We start from the raw sequence: 22,727 nt of genomic DNA, 5'->3' as shown, positions 1-22,727 counted from the left end.
GTGTGCATATCTATTCCTTCTCACCGCTGGGGTCCCAGCGCGTTGTATAGGGCCCGCTAATCAGGAGAAGAATGAGAATTATCGCTGTTATGATAATAGCCAGCCATAATTCGCCAAACCCACATATTAGGCCAATAGCCCCCGAAGACCAGATAGCTGCTGCTGACCCGGCTCCCTGAACAAAGCTGCCTTCACGAAACATGGCCCCAGCGCCCAGAAAGCCGATACCGGTTATGACCCCTTCGTAAATGCGGCTTGGATCAATCTGGAAATTTTCGTCATTCGTCGTTGCGAGCAGTTCCATGGCACCGATCGCAAGGCCACAAGCGCTGACAGAGATAATCACAAATGGCCGAAAATCTATCGGTTTACGTCGCAAGAATCGTTCCATGCCGATCAGCAGCGGCAAAAAAGTTGCAGCGCCCATACGCAACAAAAAGTCCGTCCATGCGATGGTTTCAGGAGTAAAAAGGGCGTTCATGATACAAGTAAAACAACTCGCGCGCCCTTCGGTTGCAGTCTCAGGCCTGTCCCGGGAAATAATTAAAGATATTCATTAAAGTATCGCGGGAACCGGAGGCTTTCAGGAACGTATTGATAGGTTGTGAAACCCATGCAATCTTCAACCTACTGCCCGCCTCCTCCCGGGCTTGTATATGTAAGCGATAATGAACCTGGAATATCCCGCGTTAAACGGGGGCGTGGTTTTCAATATATGCTACCGGATGGCTCAACGCTGAAGTCGGCAAAACATCTGCAACGTATAAAAGGTCTTGGATTACCGCCAGCCTATACTGACGTATGGATATGCACCAAGCCAAATGGCCATATTCAGGCCACGGGATTTGATAGCGCATCTCGCAAACAATATCATTATCATGACGACTGGACGGAATTTCGCAACCGGCAAAAATTTGAACGGCTTGCAGATTTTGCGAAATGCCTTCCGCGCATTCGCAGACGTATTGATACCTTGATGAACGAAGCAGGAAAGTCCGACAGGTTTTCAAAAGAGATTTCGATTGCTGCTGTAGTTCGGTTGATTGACAGGACAGCGATACGGATTGGCGGACGATCAAAATCCAGTCAGGGCGCGACCACGCTTAAGATGAGTAATGTCAAATATGAGGAGAATATCCTGCGCCTGCGATATCGTGCAAAGGGAGGAAAGCGGGTGCAGATGAGTCTTCGGGATACTAAACTCCAAACCATTCTGGAAGAGGTGCATGATCTGCCCGGAAAAAGGCTGTTCCAATATATTGGAGAGAATGGAGACGTATATCCGTTGGATTCCGCAGATGTTAATCAATGGCTCAAAGAGGTTGGCGGGATGGAGGATATCAGCGCCAAAATGTTTCGCACCTGGCAGGGTAGTGTCGCCGGGCTGGATGCTGTTTTTAGAGAAACTGAACCTACGATCAAACTGGCTTGTGAGGCGGCTTCGAAAGTCTTGCGCAACACGCCTTCAATATGCCGTAGCAGCTATATTCATCCGGCGGTTATATCTTTGATCGAGATGCAACCGGAAAAACGGGAGAAGAAACTCAAGGCGAAATTTGAAAGAATTCGTGGATTACGGGTTGCGGAAAGCCGCCTGGTGAATCTTATCCGTCATGAAGGCAAATAGCTTTGGTGTCAGGCAGTTTTGCGAAGAGCCTCGTTCATGAGCCCAAGCCCGGCTTCCACACTGCTTAACCGTATCTGCGTCCGGCCCACCGCGCCGCAATGAATTTCTTTGTGCAGAGGTTCCACTCCTTTGCAGGCACATGCGAAATGGACCAGTCCTTCTTCCTCATTGCCCGGCGGAGGACCCGCAAAGCCGGTCACAGACAAAGCTATATCCGCCCTGGACCTGTTAAGTGCCCCCTCGGCCATCTGGATTGCCACCTCTTTTGATACCGCTCCATAAACTTCGAGCGAATGGGCAGGGACGCCGAGCATGTCGCGCTTTGCCTCATCGGAATAAACCACAAAGCTACGTTCAAAAACATGGCTCACACCTTCTATATCGGTCAATAAGGACGCTATAAGACCGCCGGTGCAACTTTCCGCAGTGGCAAGGCGAAGTTCCCGCTCACAGACATTGTGAAGAAATTCCCTGAGGTTATTTTCCAACTTCTGCGGTACATCAAGTGAAAGCAGTTGGGTCATATCCCACTCCGGATCAATTGGCGAGCGTTGGCAATAGAAACGACTTGGCTGCAAAAAAGTTGCGGTGCGTCCTATTACTGACAGAGAGCGATGGCCAAAAATACCGTATGTTTTTCAGCAAAGATGAATGCAACTTTTCATAGAATCGTCCGTTATTATTTCATGACACAGAAAAATGCCGATGATCCGATAAAATCGAAATCGCATTCTGATGATGGTGCACCGCAAATTGAGGGCCAGAGGGCGCGTGGCGGTGAAATCATATTAAACAAACCATGGCGCCGTATCGTGTTCTTCGGTGGGCTGATTGCAGTGGTGCTGTTTATAGTGGTTGCCACGATACTGGGTTATTCATAACAGTTTTGAACTAAATCCGGATGGGGCTCCTCAAGTTTTTTTGGGAACCTATCAGGGGGTTGCAAGTTAAGTTCCAGACATGGCAGCACGTGCATATTGGAAAGGACAGATCAGGATCGCGTTGGTTTCGATCCCGGTCGAGATTTACCCTGCAACCCAGTCGGGCGCACAGATTTCTTTCCGCCAGATACACGAGCCTTCGGGAAAGCGCATAAAATACGAAAAAGTCGTTCCCGGTGTCGGGCCGGTTGACCATGATGAAATAATCAAAGGGTTTGAATATGAAAAGGACAGCTATGTCCTGCTCGATCAGGACGAGATTGACGCCGTAAAACTGGAGAGCAAGAAAACCTTGATGCTGACCCGGTTTGTCGATGCACATGAAATCGACGTACTCTATTATGAAAAGCCTTATTATGTAGTTCCAGCCGACGATTTGGCGGAAGAAGCCTATGTCGTTCTGCGTGAGGCCCTGCGTAAGACAAAGAAGGTCGGGGTGGGGCAGCTTGCTGTGCGTGGTAGCGAGCATCTGATCAGCTTGAAACCATGCGGCAACGGGCTGGTGCTGGAAACGCTGCGCTATGCCGATGAAGTAAAAAAGGCGCAGAGCTATTTCGAAGATATAGATGATATTAAGCCAGACAAGGAACTGCTTAACCTTGCCGAGAAGCTGATTGAGGAAAAATCGGCTCCCTTTGATCCTGAAGAATATCAGGACCGCTATGTGGATGCGCTGCAAAAGCTGATTGCCAAGAAACGCAAAGCGGGTGGCAAGAAGGTGCTGGAGGATGTCGAGGACAGCACGGACGAGAGCGGCAATGTTATTGATCTGATGGCGGCGCTGAAAAAGTCGGTTGCTGAAAAAGATGGCGGAAAGAAGCCGTCCGCAAAGAAAAGCAGATCGCGTAAAGCCAGCTAGTCATGGCCCGGCAATCCGATCCTCTGTCTGATTATAATCTGAAGCGTGACTTCACGAAGACAGCAGAGCCCGAAGGTAAAATTAATAAAGGCCAGGGTAACCGGTTCATTGTCCAAAAGCATGCAGCGCGGCGACTGCATTATGATTTTCGTTTGGAAATGGACGGCGTATTGAAAAGCTGGGCAGTGACCAAGGGCCCCAGCCTTAATCCAGATGACAAACGGTTAGCCGTTCGCACTGAAGACCATCCGCTATCTTATGCCAAGTTTGAAGGAACAATCCCGAAAGGCGAATATGGCGGCGGTACGATAATGCTATGGGATGAAGGAACATGGGCGCCGGTCAAGGGCAAGAGTGCTGATGATCTGGAAAAAGGCCATTTGCATTTCATCCTGAACGGCGAGAGGATGAAAGGGGAATGGTTGCTGGTAAGGATGCGCGGCAAAAAGGGTGAGAAGCGGGAAAACTGGCTGCTTCGCAAGATCGAGGATGAACATGCGGGAGGGAGCGATGACCTCGTGGCGCGTGAGCTTACCAGCATAAGAACAGGCCGCAGCATGACGGAAATCGCCGACGATGAGGGCGGAGAGATTTCGCTTCAGGGCAAGAAGGGGAAATCTTTCAATGAAGCCATGCGAAAAGCTGAAAATAACAGCGACGCCAAATCAAAAATTTCCAGGAAGAATACAGATAAAACGCCCGCCAAGGGCAAAGCTCCAGCCTTTCGGAAACCCCAACTGGCGACATTAGTAGACAATGTACCAGCCGGAAATAACTGGTTCCACGAGATCAAATATGATGGTTACCGTTGTCAGCTGGCTGTAGCGGGTGACAAGGCAGTAATTTACACCCGGTCAGGCAAAAATTACACGGATAAATTTGCCGATATTGCCAAGGCCGCGCAGGCGCTGGACCTGCCGCCAGTTCTTATTGACGGTGAGATTGTCAAACTGAACAAGAATGGAAATCCGGACTTTTCAGCACTCCAGAAGGCGTTGAAAGAAGACAGCGGCGACCTGACTTTTTTTGCCTTTGATATATTGGAGCAAGAAGGGGAAGATTTAACTTCTCTTACTACAATTGAGCGCAAGGAACGGCTGGCTACGTTGCTAGGGGATAGCGATGGCCCAATCCGTTTTTCCGAACATATTATCGGTTCCGGTGAAAAACTATACAGTGCGATGTGCAAGGCGGGGCAGGAAGGAATCATCTCAAAACGTGCCGACGCACCTTATCGAAACCGCCGCACCAAAAGCTGGTTGAAAATCAAATGCACGAGACGGCAGGAATTTGTGATTATTGGTTGGCGTGAGTCCGACAAGAAAGGCCGTGCTTTTGCGTCGCTGTTGCTTGGACAATATGAGAATGGCGAACTGGTTTACAAAGGACGTGTAGGGACCGGTTTTACTCAAGATGTAATGGATGACCTGGCGACCAAGATGGCTCGGCTCACCCGAAAGACTCCGCCTGCCGATGTACCAAAGGCGGAAGCCAAAGATGCCCATTGGATTACGCCAAAACTGGTTGCCGAAATCGCCTTTGCCGAATTTACGGCGGATGAGCGTGTGCGCCACGGCAGCTTTATCGGGCTACGCATGGATAAAAAAGCGGAAGATGTATCACCTGAGCGGCCTTCACAGGTGGATCAGACCGAGGACAGTTCTCAAGAAGTGGATATTTCCAGTCGCGACCGGGTAATATTCCCGGATGCGAAGGCGACCAAGGGGGATCTGGCAGATTATTATAAAGAAATGGGCGGGCTGATGCTCCCGTGGGTCGCTCATCGTCCTCTCAGTCTTGTTCGCTGTCCACAAGGCCGTGCAAAGAAATGCTTTTTCCAGAAACATCATGCCGGGAGTTTCGGAGAGCATGTCAAAGAGGTGCCAATTACCGAGAAAGACGGCGGTGTCGAAGATTATATCTACATTGAAGACGTATCCGGACTGCTGGCCTGTGTCCAGATGGGCACGATCGAGTTTCATGGTTGGGGATCAAGGATTGACCCATTGGAAAAACCGGACCGGATGATATTCGACCTTGATCCGGATGAAGGTCTGAATTTCACAGATGTCATAAAAGCAGCGAAGGATATTCAGCGGACACTTGCCGACCTCGGACTTACCAGTTTTGCGATGCTGACGGGCGGTAAAGGCATTCATGTTTATGTGCCGCTAGACCCGCAGGCCGAATGGCCGGAAGTAAAGGATTTCGCGCGGCGATTTGCCACCGCTTTAGCCCAGGCACAGCCCGACAAGTTTACTGCCACCATGTCCAAGGAAAAACGCAAAGGAAAGATATTCATTGACTGGTTACGCAATCAGCGCGGAGCAACCTCGATAGCTCTTTATTCTGTTCGTGCGCGTAAAAATGCTCCGGTGGCCGTGCCGGTAACTTGGGAAGAGCTAGACGATTTTGATAGCGCCGGCCATTATACTATCAAAGATATAAACACACTGGTCGAGCGGGCCAATCAGACGGGCCTGCGCCACTGGGGAAAAGCGGCGCAGGAGCTTCCCGATATTTGAATATATCCAATCAGTCTAAACTCAAGACAATGCAGATTACGAGGCTTTGGCCGCTTCTGCATTTTCGCATACGACCGGCTCCAGTGGCCGTCCCATCGTCCAGTTCTTTTGCAGCCGGATTTTGGGATTTGGGATACACCAGATTTCTCCGGTACTATCGATTGCAGTGACCCAGATTAAATTATGTTCCGGTCCATAATCGATTATGGCGTGTGCAAGCCCATTGCCTTTGTCTAATGCAAACACTGGAAGAGGGGGATTTAATTGAGTCAGTGACATTATGATCTTGTCCGTTAGAGTTTGACCGTCGCGTGATCTCCGCTTTCGTTTTCTTGCATTCTCATCCCGAGCATCATTTTAAAAGCGCCTTTGATACTCATATCGGCGGTCCATATTTCAGCATCGCGCAATTCAAACCGCAGCATGAGCATGTCGGGATCGTCTCGCCCTTCATCATACCAGGCGGCGACTGCGTTATTCCAATGCTTATCAATAATGGAGGTGTCTTTTTCCTCAAACAAAATGCCATCTATACAGGCAAAGAGATCATGCCCTTTACTAACGAACTGTGCCATTGCTTGGCCGCCGGGAGCGAGCCGGTTGGAGCGGCTGGTATAAAACCATATTGCACCCTTGGCATCCTCGTCCAGATACGCGCGCATGGGAACGCTGTGATCGGACGAACTGTGTAAATTAACCAGCATGTTGGGGCTGTCGGACAGAGCAGTCCAAAATTCTTTTTTGATGTCATCGGTATTGGTCATCATGTTTTCCTGATTGTTACATAGAGGTTAGAAAAGTTGAGAGCGGCGGGTCTGCCGCTCTCAATCTTAAATTCGTCCAGTTTCGCTGTCAGGCTCTCAGTGGGTGCTTGAAGATTGCTTGCTGCTTGACCCAGACGCAGAGTTGTCCGCCGACAGATAATCGCTTTGGCCAGAGCTTTGCTGGACCCGCAGATTATTCTGAACATGCTTGACGCCGGACACTGCATCTGCACAATCTTCAGCACGGCGCTTCGCCATCTTGCTATTAGTCGTTCCATCAAGGGTGACTTCGCAATCTGAAACCGAGACGCTGATATCCGAAGCATCCACATAATGGTCTTTAGTGAGATAATCGTTCACGTCTTCTTCAATCCGGCTATCAGAGCGGGTGTAGCCCTTGGGGCCTTTGCCTCTGTGACTATCGCGCATCCGGCGACGTTCTGCATCTTCATCACCGAACCAGGAACGAACTTCGTCACCCGCTTTGTCTATGAAACCGCGGTCATCCGGATCATAGTCATCGCGACCATAATCCTGGTCCCAGCCCTGACGACCACCATAGTAGCCGTCGCCGTAACCCTCTTGGCGATCACTGCCATAACTGCGTGAACGGTTCGGGGTAAGGCCGCGTTGGCCTACCCTGTTACCGGCACCATAGTTACGGGAACCACGTGAGGACTGTTGCTGGGAATAGGGATCATCATAGTCCCGATAATTCCTGCTTACCTGATTCCGGTCATAAGCATTATCGGCGCGATCGGCGCGATCAAAATTATCTGCTTCGTAGTTTTGATCATATTCGTTTTGATCATATTCAGGGGCATAAGACTGACGTTCGATATAGTCTGCCCGGCCGCCACGATATTGACCGCTATAACGTTCAGGCCGGTGTTCACGCTCAGGGGGATGAAAATAATTGTGTCTGGATGGATGTTTGTTCTGGTGCATTTTTTCTCTCTCCTTTCAGATTGGGAACCGGCAGGCGCCAAAACACAGGGGGGAGGGAGGCAGCCATACCGGTCGTTACATTCACGAATGAAGCTGGAAAAAGTTGCAAAATTTTTTGGGAGGTAACTTGATACAAACAAATGCTAATTCTGAAAATCTAATGCTGCAAAGCGGGCCTTATTTTACAACCCTTTCAATTACAGAGAAAATTTGGTCCAAATATATTCTGATAACGAAATATACCGCGTAGCGAATGAAAAGCATGTGGAGCAAGATGTGCAATCTTTACGATGAGTGCTTTTAATTCAAAGCGGCTGTCCTATGATGCTATTCGGGCGAGACGCATGTACGTGTTTGCCTTGAAAGAGGCTCTGCAGGCATGTTCATTTATGGGAACAGTTCTTGTGCATCTGCGTAGATGGATAGGCAGATGTCTCAAAATTGCCCTCAATGGATCGAAGATGATATGAATCAATCAGCACACTGGCGGAGTAATTGTCAGTGCGCCTGATTTTTATAGTGCTGTTCTTGGCCATCGCTCTTCGGGGGTATGAATGGATTTCAACGAGTCATAACACGCCGTGGGCTCCGCTTTCGCTGACTGATCCCATCGGACCATTTACCTTAAGAAAAATCGATGCTCTCGCCGATGATTATAGATTATGCCAATCATTGTTGGAGAATGCCGGGCGGAAGTTTTCTACGCTTCCGCCGGTCAGACAAAATGCCGATTGTGGTTATGATAATGGCGTGGCGTTAGAAAACGGGGAGGGCATGAATTACAGTCCGGCCGCCAAAATAAGCTGCCCTGTCGCGGCAGGGCTTGTGCTTTGGGAATGGCAAATATTACGCCCCGCCGCATTCAAATATTTCAGTGCACAAGTCGATGAGATTATTACTTATGGCGGGTATAGCTGTCGTCGCATCAATAACGCCAAAGAGGGAAATTACAGTGAGCATGCCTCCGCGAATGCCATTGATATTGCCGCTTTCCGTCTTTCTGATGGCCACATCATATCCGTGGCAAGCCATTGGAATAGTGCAAATGAAAAGGCTGCCTTTCTAAAAGAAGTAAGGGATGGAGCGTGCGAGGTTTTTGCGACGACATTATCGCCCGATTATAATGCCGCTCATGCCGATCATTTACATCTGGACCAAGCAAGACGAGGGGGAAGGAGTTTCTGCCGCTAGCAATAATCGCTGCAACTTAATCATCCATAAAGTGTTGGTGCGGGGGAAAGGAGCGCGAAAAATGTCCCTAAAACAAACCGAACTTCATGAAGACAGTCTGCCCGGAAAAGAAAGTGATCTTGAGCCAAAGCCCGATTGGCAACCCCGCTATCCCGGATCAGGCCGGTTAACAGATAAAGTCGCAATTATCACCGGCGCAGACAGCGGTATCGGCCGTGCTACTGCCGCTCTGTTCGCGAGAGAAGGAGCGGATGTTGCGATTGTCTATCTCAAGGAAACCGGCGATGCGGACAAGACGGCCAAAATTGTGGAAGATGAAGGCCGCGCGGCACTGACCATTGAAGGCGATCTTGGCGATCCTGAATTTTGTAAACAGGTCGTTGATAAGGTCATAGACAAATTCGGGAAAATCGACATCCTTGTTAACAATGCGGGTGAGCAGCACCCTGATAAAGACATTACCGAGATTACTGACAAACAATTGCGTCGGACTTTCCAGACAAATATTTTTGCAATGTTCTACCTGACGCAGGCCGCACGCAAGCATCTGAAAAAAGGGGCGGCCATCATCAACTGCACTTCTGTCACGATGTATAAGGGCTCTGCACCATTGCTTGATTATTCCGCGACAAAGGGCGCGATCACTGCCTTTACCCGTTCACTATCAGAAAATCTGGTGGCAGATGGCATCCGTGTTAATGCCGTCGCGCCGGGACCAATCTGGACCCCGCTTAACCCCTCGGGCGGAGCGACCGATGAAATGCTTGAAGATTTTGGTGAAGACACACCGATGGGTCGCCCCGGTCAGCCCAATGAAGTCGCACCATCTTTCCTGTTTCTCGCTTGTGAGGATTCCAGCTATATGTCCGGCCAGGTTCTCCATCCCAACGGCGGGGAGATTGTAGGAAGCTAGACATCCGCCATGATGCTCACAGCGGAAATGCGGTTCTGGTGGCGCGGGGATGAAAGTCAAGAATTGCGATCATGGTTGAAGCGGCTGAACCTCGAATTGTCTGGTGTCGAAAATCGCACAGATGTGTATTTTAAAACGGACGACCCCCTGACCGGGATCAATCCCCTGACCGGTATCAAGCTTCGCGGCGGCGAGAAACTGGAAGTCAAAAAGCAGACAGGTGAGGGGAGCTTTCGCTCCAGCACCGGTGAGCATTGGAACTTCAATACATGGAAAAAAATTCCCGGCAATGAACAAAGCGTAACACCGGCGGACTCGATCGAGGTCAGAAAGCAGCGCTGGCTAACCGTTCTTGACGAGAAAGGGCGCGAGACGAGCCTTCTCAACAGAGCCCAAAACGGTTGCCAGATCGAAGTCAGCAAAATCCATGTCGGCAATAACACGGAGAGCTGGACGAGTTTCTGTCTGGAAGCCTATGGAGCAGAAGAAAAACTCAAGCCCATATTGCAGCTATTGGTAGATCAAGTGGGAGAGTTCCCGCCCATGTTCCAGTCTGCTATGCAGACCAGCTATCCGGAGTGGTTAGCGCTTATCTCGGCTGATCCAGAATGAACCTGTCCGAAAAGGCGTAAGCAGCTAGCGGGTGCCCAATAGCTGCCGTTACTCACCCTTTGGGTTCATTGCATGAACCAGTTCACCGAACAGACTGTCCACTTCCGGATTCTGGCTTCGACCCATTAAACTCACGCCAATCGCGGTCAGCATGCTGAGGGTGAAACCGGGGATAATTTCATATACCCAGCTCGATAACGAGCCACCTTCGATGGTTATGGGAGCGTATAGCCAGAATAAAACGGTTGCTGCGCCAACGATCATGCCTGCCAGAGCGCCATCACGTGTCAGTCCCTTCCAGTATAGGCTTAGCAATATGATCGGGCCAAATGCCGAACCAAAACCTGCCCATGCGTTGCTGACCAAGGATAGGACGTTGCTATCCGGATCAAATGCCAGACCGATTGCCACTACAGATACCAGAAGGACGGAAATCCGGCTGATTGTCACCAGTTCCTTTTGCGACGCGGATTTCCTGATGAATATCTTGTAGAAATCTTCTGTAAGCGAGCTCGACGATACAAGCAGTTGCGATGAAATCGTGCTCATGATCGCGGCAAGAATGGCCGCCAGAAGGAACCCTGAGATAAAGGGGTGGAAGAGGACTTGGGACAGCAGAATGAATATGGTTTCAGGGTCATCAAGAGCAACCCCTGTTTCCGTAACATAGGCCAAGCCAAATAATCCGACCAAAACCGCTCCGGTCAGGGTTACAGTCATCCATGTCATGCCAATCCAACGGGCAGTTGCGATATCCTTCAGCGTCCGGATCGCCATAAAGCGCACAATGATATGCGGCTGCCCGAAATATCCCAATCCCCAGGCAAGGCTCGATATAAGGCCAAGCGTGGTGATACCTTCAAACCATGACAGGGCAACCGGATTAGCCGTATTGATCGCCACTTGAGCTTGATCCCAGCCACCTATGGTCTGCACGGCGACAATTGGAACGAATACCAGTGCCAGAAACATCATGCAGCCCTGAACAAAATCGGTCAGGCTTACGGCCAGAAATCCGCCGAATAGCGTGTAGACGATCACCACGCCAGCAGTGATAAACAGGCCCAGTTCGTAGCTTGTACCGAATGACGCTTCAAACAGTTTGCCGCCTGCGACAATGCCGGCGGAGGTGTAAAGCGTGAAAAATATAACGATGACTATGGAGGAAAAGACACGCAGCGCACGGGTTTTATCCATGAACCGTTTTTCAAGAAAGTCGGGGATTGTGAGGGCGTCATCAGCTTTTTCTGTGAATACCCTGAGCCGGGGGGCGACGAGTAGATAATTGAAATAAGCCCCGATTATTAGCCCCACCGCGATCCACGCTGCGCCAAGGCCGCTCAGGTAAACTGCGCCCGGCACGCCCATCAGCATCCATCCGCTCATATCCGACGCTCCGGCCGAAAGCGCGCCCACAGCAGGATGAAGGTTTCGTCCTCCCAGCAAATATTCCGAGCTGCTGCTGGTCGATTTGCGCCATGCATAAAGTCCAATAGCGATCATCGCTATGAAATAGATAGCGAGCGAAATCAGTTCTCCAGCATTCATATATCTATATGTCCTATCCCGTTATCGACACTTACCGGAAAACCTACATTATTCAGTTTCTTGCTTATCCTTGAACCAAATAACTTCAGGTTACCAGCTTTCCAGCCCGTCACAACAGTTGGCTCCGTCTTGTAACTGGCGGAGAACACCATTCATATTTTTCCATTTTCCGGGAGCAATATTTTATCAGACTGGCTTTTTACCGTATGTTCCTGTCAGCGAATGTATACCGTAACTCACTTAGTGTTCGAAATAGATATGTCAACAGTCGCTGATTCCACGGCTTATTTTGATATATTAAAGGTTCGACCACTTAATTATTGCACATGAGCGCTTAAGTACCTACTTGCATGCATGATTGGAAAAGGTTGCTGATGGAACTTAGAAAAACAATTGTAATTAAAGTGGGCTCCAGCCTGCTTGCGAATACGGAACGATTGACACCGCGTTGGGCGTTTATGCACAACCTGATGGAAGATATAGCTCGCTTGCGCGAAGACGGAGCGAAAGTAATATTATGTTCCTCCGGATCGGTCGCGCTTGGATTGAACATGATTGGGGAGCGGCCGGAAACGGCGGGCCTGCGCGATAAACAGGCTGCGGCTGCGTGCGGTATGCCACTCCTGCTGAACGCCTATAAGCAAGTGGCGCATGAATATAGTTTTGAGATAGCTCAGGTGCTTGTCACTTTGCGTGACCTTGAAGACCGGAACCGGTTTTTGAACACCAAAAATACGGTCGACCGGCTGCTTGACGCGAATATCATGCCGATTATCAATGAAAATGATACGATTACGACTGAGGAAATCCGGGTTGGAGATAATGATAGGCTATCCGCGAAAATCGCGCAGATGGTGCAAGCGGACGAGCTTATCATTCTGACACAAGTCGATGGTTTATTTGATAAAGATCCATCGGACCCTAGTGCCGTTATGGTCGAAGAAGTTATCGATGTATCTCCCTATTTGTCGGTAACTGATGGGGTAAGCAGCCTGGGTTCCGGCGGGATGCTCACAAAGATACAGGCTGCACATATGGCCCAGAATGCAGGGTGTGATACACGAATTGCGCATGGGGAATATGAACGGCCTGTCACTTCCGTGTTAAATGGCGAAAGACGCCATACAAAGGTGCTCGCCGATAAACATCCAGCTTCCGCCTGGGCAAACTGGCTTACTGACCGGCTGCAAATGGCGGGAAGTATTGTCATTAAACCCGCTGCCGCCGCTGCGCTGGAAGATGGTCCGCAAAATATCGGAAGGGAAGATGTTCTCTCTATTCAAGGGCCGTATGTCAAAGGCGATGTTATCCACGTTTACGACGAATCCGGTAAGGAACTGGCCAGAGCTTTGACGAATTTCTCTTCCGATGAAACGATGGCTCTCGCGCGGAACGCCGGAATGTCTGCATTGCAGTTACTGGGCTATGAAACGGGAGGCACGCTGATTACCGCCAAGAATATGATCGTGCTCAGCGAGCGTCATCTTCCGTGGGATTTGCCTGCCGACGATGCCATGACAGAGGTTTCGTCTTAGGGTTGGATTTCCCCGATCTCAAGTATCGGGGCCGATTCCAGCCGGTCTGCATCCATCATGGCCGCAATGCGCTGCACCGAGGAAATTAATAGGCTTTGCTCCCAGTTTTCCAGTTGGGAGAAGGAAACCAGAAAGTCTTCCTGCAACATTTCAGGCGCGTTTTCGATGCACTTTCTGCCTTTGTCGGTCAGTACTATTTCCACCGAGCGTCGGTCATCAGAGCTTTTTTCACGCGTCACCATTTTTGACTTTTCCAGCCGGTCCACAATGGACGTGACTGTTGCATGGGACAGGTGAACCGACTTGGCGATGACCGACGGCTTTACTCGTCCACCTTTTTCAAGTGCTTTAAGTATCAGCAGTTGCGGCGTGGTTTGACCGGTTTCCTTTTTGAGCCTTTTCGAATGCAAGTCGATTGCGCGGTTAATCTGGCGCAAAGCGACTAAAAGTGCGTCGGAATTCGTCAACATTGCCATTAATGTCCTTGATAAGAATTGAACGCTTTCAACGTAAGCTCATAGCTGATCTTTTGCCAAAGCTGCGTGATGATATTCAAGCCAGCAAGGAAACATTGCCGCCTGCTGCAGTCGTATCAATGCAGACGTGCCTTTCGGTAAAGCAGCGGTCGGAAAACTCTTTGTCGGTGACTAACGGAATTAACGGCCCGTCTCGTTCGGCAAGGGCTATGCGTATGGAGCGGAGGTCTTCAAGGTCGCTCCAGCATATAACCGCCTCTATGCCGTTGAGCCTGGACAGGAATTCGCGGGGGAGAAATCCATCAAGTGCATGTTCTCCCTTGGCCCCCGGCACGCAGATCAGCGGTGTACAGCCAGTTTCACTCACAATTTCCGCCTGCTTTACGGATTCTTCCACCGATGGACCAAGGCATAATATTTTCCCCCGTGCATAGGTGAACAGCTCATTGGATTCCCCCGTGGGGCCGGGCATGACTTCACGGCCATATGGCTGTTTGCTGGAATCGGGAAGATTGTCGAGCGCGGTCTGAATAGTGACTTCGTCCAGTTCTGTACCGCGAGTGACCGGCGTCAAAGGGCTGTCGCTTTTATAAAAGCGCGGTAAATAATGCGGTCCTCCAGCCTTGGGACCTGTGCCGGACAGCCCCTGTCCGCCAAATGGCTGGGACCCTACAACAGCGCCAACCTGGTTACGATTGACGTAAATATTCCCGATCTTCAGTTCTGCGCTCAATTTGTCAATGCGCCGCTCGATGCGGGTCTGCAAACCAAAGGTTAGCCCATAACCGCGATTATTTATGTCGTTGATAATCGTATCAAGCTCGTCATTTTCAAAGGTGGCCACGTGCAGAACCGGCCCGAATATTTCTTCTTCCAGATCGTTAATCCCGCCAACCTTTATGACCGCAGGCCCTACGAAATAGCCGTCATCAGGGGAATCGAGCTGTGTGATCAGGCGGCCTTCTTTCTGCGCGGCGGCAATATAGGCGCTGATCTTTTCATAGGCTTTCTCGTCAATGACCGGCCCGATATCGGTGGATAGCCACCATGGGTCACCTGTCTCCATAACGTCCATAGCGCCTTGCAGCATGTGCAGAAACTGCTCAGCGACATCCTTGTGCAAATAGAGAAGCCGCAAAGCCGAACAGCGTTGCCCCGCAGACTGGAATGCCGAAGTGATGATATCCCGAACAGATTGCTCCGGTAAGGCTGTAGAATCCACGATCATGCAGTTCAGTCCACCGGTTTCGGCAATCAAAAGGGAATCTGGCTGACCATTTTCAGCAACATTCCGGTTTATCGCCTGTGCCGTCGCGGTTGATCCTGTAAAACAGACTCCCTGTATACGGGGATCACCGCAGATTACATTGCCTACTGTAGCGCCAGCGCCAGGCAAAAGCTGAAGCGCCGTTAAGGGGACGCCGGCCTCATGCAGCAGATTTGTCGCAAGGGCAGCAATAAGGGGGGTCTGGTCAGCTGGTTTCGCCAAAACTGCGTTCCCTGCCGCCAATGCGGCTGCGACCTGGCCGGTAAAAATTGCCAGCGGGAAATTCCAAGGCGAGATACAACTGATTGTTCCACGCGGCTCGTTTTCAGGAAATTTCTCTGCCTCTTTGGCATAATAGCGCAGAAAATCGACCGCCTCCCGCAATTCGGCAATTGTATCAAACTGGGTTTTGCCCGCTTCGCGTGCCAGCAATGCGAAAATTTCGCCATGGTGCTGTTCATAAAGATCCGCAGCCTTACGCAAGACTTCAGCCCGCTCTGAGACGGGAGCATCCCAGACGCGGGCTTCCTCCATTGCTTCCAGAGCTTGTTTTTCATCAGCCTCAATGACTTCGCCAACCTGACTGTCCTTTATCGCGGGATTAATTATTTTATGCGTGGTTCCGCTGGTAACAGGCCGCACGGTTATAGGTGACGAACGCCATAGCTTTTCGGCAAACGGTGCACGCCCTGACACATAGTCATTCAGGTCGGTGCGATTGGCCAGATCCCAACCACGCGAATTGATACGTTCTGGTAGATATAAATCACTAGGCTTCTTGATTTTTAACTGGCTTGCTTCCTGATCGGCTTTCAGCGTCTTAAAAGGATCGGTGGCGATCATTTCGGCTGAAACAGTGTGATTCGCCAATTGGTTTACAAATGAAGAGTTAGCACCGTTTTCGAGCAGGCGCCGGACAAGATAGGCCAGTAATTCACGATGCTTTCCGACTGGCGCATAAATTCGTGAACGAACCTTTTCATTGCTGAGCAAAGCGCCGTGCAAAGTCTCTCCCATGCCATGGAGTCTTTGGAACTCGAAATTATCGTTATTACCCGCCATTTCCAGAATGGCTGCAACGCTATGGGCATTATGTGTGGCGAATTGCGGATAGATACGGTCCGTCATGTTCAGCAGTTGTGATGCACAGCAGATATAGCTTATGTCAGTCGCCGATTTTGTTGTGAATACAGGAAAGTCGGAAACGCCGTCCATTTGCGCCCGCTTGATCTCGCTGTCCCAATAGGCGCCTTTGACCAAGCGAACCATAATTTTTCTATCAAGTTGTATGGCAAGCGCATAAAGCCAGTCGAGAACGAAGCTGGCTCGCTTTCCAAACGCCTGCACAACGACGCCAAAGCCATCCCATCCCGTCAGGCGTGGATCGCTTAGCACCATCTCAACCATATCGAGCGACAGGCCAAGGCGATAGGCCTCCTCAGCATCAATATTCAAGCCAATATTGGCATCTCGAGCGGCGCGGGCCAGTTCACCCACGCGCTCGGCAAGGGCAGGAACTGCCTTGGCTTGCTGGCTCATCTCGTACCGGGGATAAAGGGCCGATAATTTAATCGAAAGACCCGGATTTTCGCGTAGATCATCGGAATGGGCCACCTTTGCGATTTCCTTTATCGCGTCGGCATAAGCATCAAAATAGCCATCCGCACCTTCTTGCGTAATAGCGGCCTCTCCCAACATATCATAAGAATAGGTCGCGCCTTTATCTTTCCATTTCTCAGCCCGCTTCAACGCAAGCTTCATGTCCTCCCCAAGGACAAACTGGTTGCCAAGCTCTTTCATAGCTTGCCGTACAGCCGTACGGATCACTGGTTCACCCAATCGCTTTATTGCGCCCCGCAGCGCCTCCAGTGGCCCACGGCTTTCAGGCTGATTTATCACGCTGCGCGTCATTTCCAGAGCATAAGTCGATGCGTTGACGAGCGAGCTTTCAGACTTGCCAATATGTTCTCGCCAATTGGACGGACCGATCTTGTCTTCGATCAGATCATCAATCGTCTGGTTATCCGGAACACGTAACAGTGCCTCAGCCAAGGTCATCAAGGCGAGACCTTCGTCGGTGGAAAGGCCATATTCACCAAGAAAACTTTCGGTCAGGGTAGGGCCGGAAGCGCGCCGAACATCCTGAACAACCTGTATCGCGCGCTCTTGAATACGCGTGCGCATATCTTTGTCCGGGCCGAAATTTGTCATTAGATAATCTAGGATCTCGGCTTCATCGGACCGGTGATGGATGCGAATTTTTTCCCGGTAATCAAACAAACTAATCATTGATGATGGAACCCTCATAAGATCATTTCAATTTATGTGATCTATTGTCTATCGCAGTTACAGCTTTGAGCCAACCTTTGTGAAATGGCTGGCTAAAGTATGAAAATTTGCTGGCCTTTGAGTATTTATAGGTTAATGGTTTCTTGCTCCCATTATTAATGGAACTGATGGAGCCTGTATGTGTTTATTAGATGGTTAACACGATTGTAACTATTTGAGAGAAGGTATGACACAGAAATCTATGGGCGCTATGGCGATGTTCGTAACGGCTGTGACTGCATCAGGTGCAGTTCCATCCAGTGCGATTGCGAATGATTCCGCCTCCTTCAAGCTCAGAGCTGTTGTTCCTGTCTCTTGCGAGGTCCAGTTTACTCCGACGGGCTCGGGGTCAAGCGTTGCCGCTGATATTATCCGGCTCGGTGAGCTTAAGGAAACATGCAATTCGCTCGACGGGTATAAGCTGGAAGTCCGCTATACGCCCAATACTCTACGCGGTGTCACCCTCTATGTTGGAAATGAGCGCGTTGTGCTTGACGGGTCGGGCCGGGCGTATATTCCCGGCTCTGCCGGTCCCACGATCCAGACCCGGAGGCTTTCTGCCGGAATTGGTGAGAATGGCTTTGACACGCGCGAGTTTCAGGTTGTCGCTATAGCGAACTGATGCTGGTTAGCCCTGATCTACCGGACATGTTTTGCAGAATGGACAGGTCTGGGACCACATAGCTCTTTCATTCTGTTCCCCGTTGCGAAAGGTGAGGATGATGTTTGTCGCAGCCTATTGGTGGAAAGTTCATCCCGGAAAAGAAGACCAGTTCCGTGCAGCATGGCGGCGCGGCACCAACCTTATCCAACAGAAATATGGCAGCCTTGGATCCCGCTTGCACCGTGAAGAGGATGGGCGGTTCATCGGCGTTGCAGAGTGGCCGGACAAGGCGACATGGCAAAAGGCTTTTGATGCCAAAATGGTGTATGACGAGCCGGAGACGAGGCAGGCATTTGTTGATGCCATATCGGAAGCCGCTGATGAACCGCTTTTGCTGATGGAAGTTACGGACGATCTTTTGGACAGGAAATAGCCTGTTGCATTGTAGAATCCGTTATATCCTCGCCCTATGTCGTCACTATACCGACTATCTGGATTGAATCCTGTCCCATGATAAAGGCTGCATCGCAACTTGACGTTCAACCCGTTCTCTTCGATAATGCATTATGACCGGATACGCAAAAATCAAACATAAAACCATCAATCGAATTCAGGACAACATATTGGCGAGGGCGGAACGCAAAGTTCTGACCCGGATATGTAGTCGGCTGCCCCTATGGGTCACGCCGGACAAGCTGACAGCGATAGGCATGGTTGGCGCGGTAGCGATATTTGCCGGTTACGCGGCAAGCAGCTTTCACCTTGGATGGCTATGGCTGGCTATCATAGGCATAGCTGTCCAGTGGTTTGGGGACTCCCTCGACGGTAGTCTGGCACGATATCGCAAAATAGAACGCCCGAAATATGGCTATTTCCTAGACCATAGTTGTGACGGAATTACGACAGTCCTCTTGCTCGCCGGCATGGGCCTAAGTCCCTTTGTCCGCGTCGATGTCGCGCTATTCGCAGTGTCAGGTTATCTATTGCTCTCCATACATGCCTATCTTTCAGTCTATACGGTGGGCGAACTCAAGCTTTCCTATCTTGCCGCCGGTCCGACTGAGTTAAGAATAGTGGTCATCACCATGACACTTTTGATGATGGTGCTTGGGACCAAGGATCCCGGCTGGTTTGGAGAAATTTCCGGATTTGATGTGTTTGTCGGAGGCGTAGGCGCTCTCTTCATGGTGCTATTTATCGTTCAGACCATTATTACGGCCAGGCGCTTGGCAATTCGCGAAGAAGTACAGCAGGCTGGTACGGGAAAAGACGGCGAATAGAATTTTGCTATCGCGACTGGAACTTATCCAGCAAAGATAACCGACCGGCCCGTTCTTGTTGACCGTTTCTACCGCGCATTATAGTTCCTTTACATGGAGCATGAAACCTCACTGATCGGGACCATAGTCGTTGGTATCGGTGTGGCTTTTCTAATTGGGGCATTGGCGCACCGGTTACGGATCTCGCCTATCGCCGGTTATTTGCTCGCAGGGGTTATTGTCGGGCCGTTTACGCCGGGTTTTGTGGCTGACACAGGGCTTGCGCTCCAGCTTGCAGAGATTGGCGTTATTTTGCTTATGTTCGGGGTAGGTCTTCATTTCTCGGTTAAGGATCTGCTGTCCGTACGAAAAATTGCGCTGCCCGGTGCAATCATCCAGATAACAGTCGCTACTGCACTTGGAATCGGGCTGGGCCTGATGCTGGGCTGGTCGCTGTCGGGGGCGTTGATCTTTGGTCTGTCACTGTCGGTCGCAAGTACAGTCGTGTTGATCCGCGCATTGCAAGCCAAGGACATGGTTGAGACTGAAAAAGGGCGGATCGCAGTCGGCTGGCTGGTTGTCGAGGATATAGCGATGGTGTTCACGCTTTTGCTGCTTCCCACCATAGTCGGCTCGCTGGGCGTAGAGGGTGGTTCAGGGAGCTGGACCCGATCGGCGGTTGTCGTGCTGTTGAAGATTTTTGGCTTTGCAGCCTTCATGTTGTTTGTCGCGCGGCGCATTTTGCCTTGGGTTCTTCACTGGACAGCGCATTCAGGATCGAGAGAGCTGTTCCGCCTTTCGGTGCTGGCGATTGCTTTGGGCGTCGCATTTGGCGCAGCGGTTATTTTCGACGTATCTTTTGCTCTCGGTGCGTTTTTTGCGGGCATGATTCTGGGTGAGACCCAGCTTAGCCGCCGTGCAGCGGAGGAAACGCTGCCGCTTCGTGATGCTTTTGCGGTGCTGTTCTTTGTCTCGGTCGGCATGATATTTGACCCGATGGTGCTGATTGAACAACCCTTGTCGGTGGCGGCGACGGTGGCGATCATAGTCTTTGGTAAAACGATGGCCGCCTATGCGATCGTCCGTCTATCCGGCTACAATAAAGAGACAGCGGTAACAGTGTCGATCAGCCTGGCGCAGATAGGCGAGTTCTCTTTCATCCTTGCCGGGCTCGGCGTTGCACTGGGGGTTATGCCGGATACCGCGCGTGACCTGATACTTGCGGGGGCGATCGTGTCGATCCTTCTTAATCCCATTTTATTCGCGCTGGTGGCGCGGCGTAACTGGCAGGCGGCCGGACAGAAAGTCGCTATCCCCGATGAGGATATACCTCCACCCGAACCGGACCGCACCATTTTGATCGGTTTCGGCCATGTCGGCAGACATGTTGCAAAGCTGATACACGAGCGCGGTGAAGCTCTGACGTTGATAGAGGACCAAAAGGACATTGCCGCAAATGCTATGGAGGCTGGATTCAACGTGGTTATCGGCAATGCGGCGGCAGAAAATGTGCTACGTCAGGCGGGAATTGACGGTGCCCGGACATTGCTGATCGCTATTCCAGAAGGGGTTGAGGCAGGGGCGATTTGTCGTCGCGCGCGCGCTATTAACCCTGACCTGACTATCATCGCGCGTGTCCATTCGGACGAGGAAGTGGCTGACCTGACACAGCATGGCGCAGACCATATCGTGCTGGCTGAGCGTGCAACCGCTGAACGTATGGCTGAGTGCGCGCTGGCGGCGCAGATATCACGTTGAGAGGCCGCGCCGCAGGTCAAGGCCGCTGGGCTCCTGAAAGGAACGCAGCCCGAATTCCGGCAAAATAGCTATCAGATGGTCGAATATATCCGACTGGATATTTTCATAGGGATTCCACGCGGTCGTGTTTGTGAAGCAATATATCTCGATAGGTAGCCCTTGCGGCGTGGGGGCGAGCTGGCGCACAAGCAATGTCATGTCCTTGGCAATATGGGGACTGTTTTGAAGATATTCTCTGATATAAGCGCGGAATGTGCCGATATTGGTAATGCGGCGTTGGTTGATCCGGTCACGTCCGGATTTTTCGACTTCGCTATTCCATTCGCCAATTTCTGACTGCTTACGGTCAAGATATGCATGAAGAAGCTGAAAGCGGCGTAAATCCTGTTGCTCCTCATCCGTAAGAAAGCGGATGTCATTCTGGTCGATAAAGATTGATCGTTTGATCCTCCGCCCACCCGATTCGGACATGCCGCGCCAGTTCTTGAAGCTATCCGATATCAGCCGATGCGTCGGGATAGTGGTGATTGTCTTGTCCCAATTCTGCACCTTGACCGTGTGAAGAGCGATATCGACCACGTCGCCATCTGCATTCAGGGCCGGCATCTCTATCCAGTCACCGACACGCAGCATATCGTTTGAAGTGAGCTGGACCGAGGCGACGAGGGAGAGGATCGTGTCCTTGAATACCAACATCAGGATCGCCGCCATCGCACCAAGGCCGGAGAGAAGAAGGAGCGGCGATTCGTCCATCAAAATGGCGATCATGAGTATCAGGACGCCGCCGTAGACGATGATTTTCAGTAGCTGGATATAGCCCTTGACCGGACGGGCAAGCGCATTGGGCCGACGCTCGTAAAGTTGGTTGACGAGGGTCAGAACCTGACTGATGGCCATGCCGATAAAGAGGACTATCGACGCAGAAACTACATTGCTTATGACGGAAACTAGCGGTTCCGGCAGGTACGGGACCGCTGCGATGCCCCTTGAGATGATGAGCGCCGGCACAATATAGGCGAGCCGCGAGGCAACGGGGAGTAGCGATATATCACGGCGCGGAAGCCATCGCGTGCCCAGTATCATCAAAATATGTCTGACGATAAAATTGGCGACCCAGGCAACGGTTACGAGGATTCCGATACCGATTAACGATTCAACCCAAGGCGGGATGCCGTTGAGGATGGGGAGGGCTGTCGAAAAACTTTCGAACGTGAACTGGCTCATAATATTATGCCCGCGAAACGGCGGGCTATATCTCCTTGTGATGCGGGGCGAATGAAGCCGCAACCGTGACGATGGCGACGGCCCCTGTCAACCGATGTGCGGGGCCAATATCACCACACTTGCAAAATATGCCGTTGAACCTACCGGGCCGGAGATAGAGAAGGTTTGATAACCGCCCAAGTAGAGGTTCCTTCAAACAGCTTTTCTGGCACTGATTTGGCGGATACCCAGCGCTGTTCCAACCATGTAGCGCTATGATCAGATATATCCATAAATCAGAAACCGTATGAGATTCTGCAATATAAATTATCTTATGTCAGAATAGCCAACCAAGGCTGGTTGCCACTA

Annotated in this window: 21 protein-coding genes; 12 read left to right on the top strand and 9 right to left on the bottom strand. The window is 50.9% G+C overall.

All coding sequences use genetic code 11. The annotated features are described in order from the left end of the window. Window positions 1-10: 10 nt before the first annotated feature. Entirely contained in the window at window positions 11-481 is a 471-nt protein-coding gene (locus VIN76_RS08840) for an MgtC/SapB family protein (protein ID WP_332041468.1), read from the bottom strand. Between the two features lie 234 nt (window positions 482-715). On the opposite strand from VIN76_RS08840, the gene VIN76_RS08835 reads away from it, so the two are divergent. Next, window positions 716-1,627: a DNA topoisomerase IB gene (locus tag VIN76_RS08835; RefSeq protein ID WP_332041467.1), complete on the top strand. Its 912-nt coding sequence runs from the start codon at window positions 716-718 to the stop codon at window positions 1,625-1,627. An 8-nt stretch (window positions 1,628-1,635) separates the two neighbouring features. Here the strand turns inward: VIN76_RS08835 and VIN76_RS08830 are convergent, their stop codons facing one another. After that, window positions 1,636-2,151: a CinA family protein gene (locus tag VIN76_RS08830; RefSeq protein WP_332041466.1), complete on the bottom strand. Its 516-nt coding sequence runs from the start codon at window positions 2,149-2,151 to the stop codon at window positions 1,636-1,638. Window positions 2,152-2,241: 90 nt separating this feature from the next. Here VIN76_RS08830 and VIN76_RS08825 point away from each other — a divergent pair, with 90 nt between their 5' ends. The 3 genes from VIN76_RS08825 (at window position 2,242) to ligD (ending at window position 5,952) form a co-directional block, all read left to right on the top strand. Then, a complete protein-coding gene (locus VIN76_RS08825) occupies window positions 2,242-2,508 on the top strand; it encodes a hypothetical protein (protein ID WP_332041465.1) in 267 nt (88 codons plus the stop codon). 79 nt (window positions 2,509-2,587) lie between these two features. After that, window positions 2,588-3,427, top strand: a complete 840-nt coding sequence (locus tag VIN76_RS08820) for a Ku protein (RefSeq protein WP_332041464.1) — start codon at window positions 2,588-2,590, stop codon at window positions 3,425-3,427. 2 nt (window positions 3,428-3,429) lie between these two features. Next, window positions 3,430-5,952, top strand: coding sequence for a DNA ligase D (gene ligD / locus VIN76_RS08815; protein ID WP_332041463.1), 2,523 nt, complete (start codon window positions 3,430-3,432; stop codon window positions 5,950-5,952). Between the two features lie 36 nt (window positions 5,953-5,988). On the opposite strand, the gene VIN76_RS08810 is transcribed toward ligD, so the two are convergent. The 3 genes from VIN76_RS08810 to VIN76_RS16260 all read right to left on the bottom strand — a co-directional run bounded on the left by VIN76_RS08810 (window position 5,989) and on the right by VIN76_RS16260 (window position 7,664). Further along, window positions 5,989-6,231, bottom strand: a complete 243-nt coding sequence (locus tag VIN76_RS08810) for a hypothetical protein (RefSeq protein WP_332041462.1) — start codon at window positions 6,229-6,231, stop codon at window positions 5,989-5,991. 14 nt (window positions 6,232-6,245) lie between these two features. After that, window positions 6,246-6,719: a pyridoxamine 5'-phosphate oxidase family protein gene (locus tag VIN76_RS08805; protein ID WP_414696323.1), complete on the bottom strand. Its 474-nt coding sequence runs from the start codon at window positions 6,717-6,719 to the stop codon at window positions 6,246-6,248. A gap of 93 nt (window positions 6,720-6,812) precedes the next feature. Continuing rightward, window positions 6,813-7,664, bottom strand: a complete 852-nt coding sequence (locus VIN76_RS16260; RefSeq protein ID WP_414696322.1) for a BON domain-containing protein — start codon at window positions 7,662-7,664, stop codon at window positions 6,813-6,815. Window positions 7,665-8,165: 501 nt separating this feature from the next. Between VIN76_RS16260 and VIN76_RS08795 the strand changes: the two genes are divergently transcribed. The 3 genes from VIN76_RS08795 (at window position 8,166) to VIN76_RS08785 (ending at window position 10,380) form a co-directional block, all read left to right on the top strand. Continuing rightward, entirely contained in the window at window positions 8,166-8,855 is a 690-nt protein-coding gene (locus tag VIN76_RS08795) for an extensin family protein (protein WP_332041461.1), read from the top strand. Between the two features lie 61 nt (window positions 8,856-8,916). Further along, on the top strand, window positions 8,917-9,768 hold the full coding sequence (locus VIN76_RS08790; protein ID WP_332041460.1) for an SDR family oxidoreductase: 852 nt from the start codon (window positions 8,917-8,919) through the stop codon (window positions 9,766-9,768). Between the two features lie 9 nt (window positions 9,769-9,777). Beyond that, window positions 9,778-10,380 carry a hypothetical protein gene (locus VIN76_RS08785; protein WP_332041459.1) on the top strand — a complete coding sequence of 201 codons (603 nt, stop codon included), beginning with the start codon at window positions 9,778-9,780 and terminating at the stop codon, window positions 10,378-10,380. Between the two features lie 48 nt (window positions 10,381-10,428). On the opposite strand, the gene putP is transcribed toward VIN76_RS08785, so the two are convergent. Beyond that, window positions 10,429-11,928 carry a sodium/proline symporter PutP gene (putP, locus tag VIN76_RS08780; RefSeq protein WP_332041458.1) on the bottom strand — a complete coding sequence of 500 codons (1,500 nt, stop codon included), beginning with the start codon at window positions 11,926-11,928 and terminating at the stop codon, window positions 10,429-10,431. A 374-nt stretch (window positions 11,929-12,302) separates the two neighbouring features. Between putP and proB the strand changes: the two genes are divergently transcribed. After that, window positions 12,303-13,463, top strand: coding sequence for a glutamate 5-kinase (proB, locus tag VIN76_RS08775; protein ID WP_332041457.1), 1,161 nt, complete (start codon window positions 12,303-12,305; stop codon window positions 13,461-13,463). Here the strand turns inward: proB and VIN76_RS08770 are convergent. Continuing rightward, entirely contained in the window at window positions 13,460-13,933 is a 474-nt protein-coding gene (locus VIN76_RS08770; protein ID WP_332041456.1) for a MarR family winged helix-turn-helix transcriptional regulator, read from the bottom strand. The two genes, proB and VIN76_RS08770, sit on opposite strands and share 4 nt — an antisense overlap. A gap of 82 nt (window positions 13,934-14,015) precedes the next feature. Next, window positions 14,016-17,495, bottom strand: coding sequence for a bifunctional proline dehydrogenase/L-glutamate gamma-semialdehyde dehydrogenase PutA (gene putA, locus VIN76_RS08765; RefSeq protein ID WP_332041455.1), 3,480 nt, complete (start codon window positions 17,493-17,495; stop codon window positions 14,016-14,018). Between the two features lie 226 nt (window positions 17,496-17,721). Between putA and VIN76_RS08760 the strand changes: the two genes are divergently transcribed. The 4 genes from VIN76_RS08760 (at window position 17,722) to ybaL (ending at window position 21,155) form a co-directional block, all read left to right on the top strand. Then, window positions 17,722-18,156, top strand: coding sequence for a hypothetical protein (locus tag VIN76_RS08760; protein ID WP_332041454.1), 435 nt, complete (start codon window positions 17,722-17,724; stop codon window positions 18,154-18,156). 100 nt (window positions 18,157-18,256) lie between these two features. Further along, a complete protein-coding gene (locus VIN76_RS08755) occupies window positions 18,257-18,571 on the top strand; it encodes an antibiotic biosynthesis monooxygenase family protein (RefSeq protein WP_332041485.1) in 315 nt (104 codons plus the stop codon). A 133-nt stretch (window positions 18,572-18,704) separates the two neighbouring features. Next, window positions 18,705-19,418: a CDP-alcohol phosphatidyltransferase family protein gene (locus VIN76_RS08750; RefSeq protein WP_332041453.1), complete on the top strand. Its 714-nt coding sequence runs from the start codon at window positions 18,705-18,707 to the stop codon at window positions 19,416-19,418. A 93-nt stretch (window positions 19,419-19,511) separates the two neighbouring features. Beyond that, on the top strand, window positions 19,512-21,155 hold the full coding sequence (gene ybaL / locus VIN76_RS08745) for a YbaL family putative K(+) efflux transporter (RefSeq protein WP_332041452.1): 1,644 nt from the start codon (window positions 19,512-19,514) through the stop codon (window positions 21,153-21,155). Here ybaL and VIN76_RS08740 read toward each other — a convergent pair. Beyond that, entirely contained in the window at window positions 21,147-22,379 is a 1,233-nt protein-coding gene (locus tag VIN76_RS08740; protein WP_332041451.1) for a mechanosensitive ion channel family protein, read from the bottom strand. The genes ybaL and VIN76_RS08740 overlap by 9 nt on opposite strands. Window positions 22,380-22,727 lie beyond the last annotated feature (348 nt).

The sequence above is a fragment of the Parasphingorhabdus sp. genome (assembly GCF_036568145.1).
GTDB lineage: Bacteria > Pseudomonadota > Alphaproteobacteria > Sphingomonadales > Sphingomonadaceae > Parasphingorhabdus.
Note: the sequence above shows the minus strand (reverse complement) of the source record. Positions and strands in the feature narration are given on the sequence as shown.

Bases quoted from the DNA above. Each gene is read 5' to 3' on its own strand.
- VIN76_RS08840 (WP_332041468.1), bottom strand. From the start codon at position 481: ATGAACGCCCTTTTTACTCCTGAAACCATCGCATGGACGGACTTTTTG.
- VIN76_RS08835 (WP_332041467.1), top strand. From the start codon at position 716: ATGCTACCGGATGGCTCAACGCTGAAGTCGGCAAAACATCTGCAACGT.
- VIN76_RS08830 (WP_332041466.1), bottom strand. From the start codon at position 2,151: ATGACCCAACTGCTTTCACTTGATGTACCGCAGAAGTTGGAAAATAAC.
- VIN76_RS08825 (WP_332041465.1), top strand. From the start codon at position 2,242: ATGGCCAAAAATACCGTATGTTTTTCAGCAAAGATGAATGCAACTTTT.
- VIN76_RS08820 (WP_332041464.1), top strand. From the start codon at position 2,588: ATGGCAGCACGTGCATATTGGAAAGGACAGATCAGGATCGCGTTGGTT.
- ligD (WP_332041463.1), top strand. From the start codon at position 3,430: ATGGCCCGGCAATCCGATCCTCTGTCTGATTATAATCTGAAGCGTGAC.
- VIN76_RS08810 (WP_332041462.1), bottom strand. From the start codon at position 6,231: ATGTCACTGACTCAATTAAATCCCCCTCTTCCAGTGTTTGCATTAGAC.
- VIN76_RS08805 (WP_414696323.1), bottom strand. From the start codon at position 6,719: ATGATGACCAATACCGATGACATCAAAAAAGAATTTTGGACTGCTCTG.
- VIN76_RS16260 (WP_414696322.1), bottom strand. From the start codon at position 7,664: ATGCACCAGAACAAACATCCATCCAGACACAATTATTTTCATCCCCCT.
- VIN76_RS08790 (WP_332041460.1), top strand. From the start codon at position 8,917: ATGTCCCTAAAACAAACCGAACTTCATGAAGACAGTCTGCCCGGAAAA.
- VIN76_RS08785 (WP_332041459.1), top strand. From the start codon at position 9,778: ATGATGCTCACAGCGGAAATGCGGTTCTGGTGGCGCGGGGATGAAAGT.
- putP (WP_332041458.1), bottom strand. From the start codon at position 11,928: ATGAATGCTGGAGAACTGATTTCGCTCGCTATCTATTTCATAGCGATG.
- proB (WP_332041457.1), top strand. From the start codon at position 12,303: ATGGAACTTAGAAAAACAATTGTAATTAAAGTGGGCTCCAGCCTGCTT.
- VIN76_RS08770 (WP_332041456.1), bottom strand. From the start codon at position 13,933: ATGTTGACGAATTCCGACGCACTTTTAGTCGCTTTGCGCCAGATTAAC.
- putA (WP_332041455.1), bottom strand. From the start codon at position 17,495: ATGATTAGTTTGTTTGATTACCGGGAAAAAATTCGCATCCATCACCGG.
- VIN76_RS08760 (WP_332041454.1), top strand. From the start codon at position 17,722: ATGACACAGAAATCTATGGGCGCTATGGCGATGTTCGTAACGGCTGTG.
- VIN76_RS08755 (WP_332041485.1), top strand. From the start codon at position 18,257: ATGTTTGTCGCAGCCTATTGGTGGAAAGTTCATCCCGGAAAAGAAGAC.
- VIN76_RS08750 (WP_332041453.1), top strand. From the start codon at position 18,705: ATGACCGGATACGCAAAAATCAAACATAAAACCATCAATCGAATTCAG.
- ybaL (WP_332041452.1), top strand. From the start codon at position 19,512: ATGGAGCATGAAACCTCACTGATCGGGACCATAGTCGTTGGTATCGGT.
- VIN76_RS08740 (WP_332041451.1), bottom strand. From the start codon at position 22,379: ATGAGCCAGTTCACGTTCGAAAGTTTTTCGACAGCCCTCCCCATCCTC.